General features: G+C 63.3%; 3 protein-coding genes. 2 read left to right on the forward strand and 1 reads right to left on the reverse strand.

What is annotated here, in order from left to right:
• Positions 1-1374, forward strand: a 1374-nt coding sequence (locus EOA32_RS35835) for an ATP-binding protein (protein WP_128374203.1), incomplete at its 5' end; no start/stop codon positions are given.
• Between the two features lie 176 nt (positions 1375-1550).
• Entirely contained in the window at positions 1551-2258 is a 708-nt protein-coding gene (locus EOA32_RS35840; RefSeq protein ID WP_128374204.1) for a purine-nucleoside phosphorylase, read from the forward strand.
• Positions 2259-2354: 96 nt separating this feature from the next.
• On the opposite strand, the gene EOA32_RS35845 is transcribed toward EOA32_RS35840, so the two are convergent.
• Entirely contained in the window at positions 2355-2747 is a 393-nt protein-coding gene (locus tag EOA32_RS35845) for a hypothetical protein (protein ID WP_095827984.1), read from the reverse strand.
• Positions 2748-2871: the final 124 nt, after the last annotated feature.

Here is a 2871-nt window from a genome sequence, read left to right on the forward strand (position 1 = left end):
ACCTTCGCCGCCGCCTTCGAGAAGGCGCGGCAGCGGCAGGCCAATATCGAGCCGATCGACTCGCTGCTACCCGGGCATGAGGAGCGCCACATCCGCTTCTACGTGAATGCCGTCGCCGACGGCGCCGGTAGCGAGGGTGCGGAGGAATCGGCCATCGTCTACGCCGTCGAGACTACCGAGCAGAAGGCGCTCGAGGGCCAGATGGCGCAGAGCCAGAAGATGCAGGCGGTCGGCCAGCTTGCCGGCGGCATCGCGCACGACTTCAACAACGTGCTCACCGCCATCATCATGGCGTCGGACCTCCTGCTCACCAACCACCGGCCGTCGGACCCGTCCTTCCCCGACATCATGAACATCAAGCAGAACGCCAACCGGGCGGCGTCGCTTGTTAGGCAGTTGCTGGCCTTCTCGCGCAAGCAGACCTTGCGGCCGGAAGTTCTCAACCTGACCGATGTGCTTGCCGATCTGCGCATGCTGCTTGCCCGCCTGGTGGGCAACGATATCAGGCTGAAGATCGACCACGGGCGCGATCTGTGGCCGGTCAAGGTCGACATCGGCCAATTCGAGCAGGTGGTGGTTAATCTCGCCGTCAACGCGCGCGATGCGATGCCCACCGGCGGCGATCTTACCGTGCGCACCCGCAACGTCATGGCCGAGGAGTGCAAATCGTTCCCGTATCGCGAGCTTATCCCGGCCGATTATGTGCTGGTCGAGGTCGAGGACACGGGCAGCGGCATCGCGCCGGAGGTGCTGAAGAAGATATTCGAGCCGTTCTTCACCACAAAGGAGGTCGGCAAGGGAACGGGCCTTGGCCTCTCGATGGTGTATGGCATCATCAAGCAGACCGGCGGCTTCATCTACTGCGATTCCGAAGTCGGCAAGGGCACGGTGTTCCGGATCTTCCTGCCGCGTCACGTGACGGAGGTGAAGAAGGCGAGCGAATCTGCCGACACTGCGGCGGCGGCAGCTCCAGCCAAGCCGGCCGACACGGCGAAGGACCTCTCAGGTTCGGCGACCGTGCTTCTGGTCGAGGACGAGGACGCCGTTCGCATGGGCGGCGTGAGGGCGCTGACTTCGCGCGGCTACACCGTTCACGAGGCTTCCTCCGGCGTCGAGGCGCTGGAGGTCTTCGAGGCACTCGGCGGCAAGGTCGACATCGTCGTGTCCGATGTGGTGATGCCGGAAATGGACGGGCCGACGCTGCTCGGCGAGCTGCGCAAGCGCCAGCCGGACATAAAATTCGTCTTCGTTTCCGGCTATGCCGAGGACGCCTTTGCCAAAAACCTGCCGGCCGATGCGCATTTCGGCTTCCTGCCCAAACCATTCTCGCTCAAGCAACTGGCGACGATCGTTAAAGACGTGCTGGAATCTTAAAGCGCATCGCCGAAGCAGATCAGGCGACGCGCTTCAGATCTTTGTTTGACGCATGTCGTTTCCCCAAAAGCGCTGCGCCCTTTTAGGCGACATGTCTTAAACAGCTATCGCTTGCACATTGCAGCGAGCCTGCCATGATGCAGGTCGGATGGGTTCTGTCATGGGGGTGATAGCGCGTGACGCCGCACATCGAGGCGGGCAGGGGAGATTATGCCGAAACGGTGCTGCTGCCGGGCGACCCCGAGCGCGCGCAGTGGATGGCGCAAACTTTTCTGGAGGCGCCGCGCTGCATCAATCTCCGTCGGGGCGCCCTCGGCTTCACCGGCCGTTTCCGTGGCAAGCCGGTCAGCATCCAGGCAACCGGCATCGGCGTCTCTTCTTTCCTGATCTATGCCCATGAGTTGCTGGACTATCATGGCGTGAAGACGCTGATCCGCACAGGAACATGCGGCGCATTGTCGGATGACGTTCCGCTGCGGGGCTTGGTCGTTTCAAGCGCCGTGCGCGCCGAGGGCCCGATCAGCGGGCAGGTGTTCGGACTTTACCAGCCGGCCGGCCCCGATGAGGCGCTCCATGCGCTGGCGCTGCAGCGGGCCGCCGATCTCGGCATTGCCTGCAGCGCCGGCCTGACCGTCTGCAGCGACATCTTCCATCATCCCGATGGCCGCGCCCGCTTCGACGAGCCCAGGGCGCTCGGCGCGCTGGCGGTCGACATGGAAACCAGCGCGCTCTACCGCATCTCGGCGCATTTCGGCGCGCGCGCCCTATCGCTGCTGACCGTGGTCGACCACGTCGCCGCCGACGAGCAGACCGAGTATTCCGAACGCCAGGCGCTGTTCACCGACATGACCCGCCTGGCACTGGAAGTCGCGGTCACTGCTTAGGCGGTTTCCGCTTCAACTGCCCCTCGGCTGTCGGCCGGCGACCCGCAGATAAAGCGGCAGGTTGTGCGCAGCATCGAAGCGAAGTTCCTTGTTCGATCAATGTTTCGTGCAGGTGGAGGCGGTAAAGGCGCCGTCCTGCTGCTTCATGATGATGTCGAAGGAGGGACCGCCTGGATCGTCGAGCGTCGCCTGTGTCAGCGAGATCGAGTTGCCGCCGCTCGTATAGCCGCCGAGCGGGCCGAGCCAGCTGATCTCGCCATTGGCGTCCATCTGGTAGTTGTAGGTTCCCGACGTGCCGAAGGTCACTGGGCCGCTATAGACATTGCCCTTGATGGTGATGTCGCCGAGATTGAGGAAGAGGCCGAGCAGATAGACCTCGCAATGATAGACGCCGTCCGGAAGCTTGCCTTCGGCGAAGTCCGCGCGGGCCTTGCCCACGGCCGACGCAAGAAGCAGCAAGCTCAGAAGAATGCGAATCGGGAAGGCCATGCGGTCGCTCATTTCGGCGGCGACCTTGCCCCATTTTGCCGCTGCCCCGCAACTGGCCGGCGAGTGCCGGCACGGAGACGAGATTAAGCATTGGGCAATTTTATGATTTGGGCAAAATCTAGGC

This window comes from Mesorhizobium sp. M1A.F.Ca.ET.072.01.1.1 (assembly GCF_004023325.1).
Lineage (GTDB): Bacteria > Pseudomonadota > Alphaproteobacteria > Rhizobiales > Rhizobiaceae > Mesorhizobium.

Excerpts from the sequence above, each read along its gene's own strand:
- EOA32_RS35845 (WP_095827984.1), bottom strand. The coding sequence starts at position 2,747 with ATGGCCTTCCCGATTCGCATTCTTCTGAGCTTGCTGCTTCTTGCGTCG.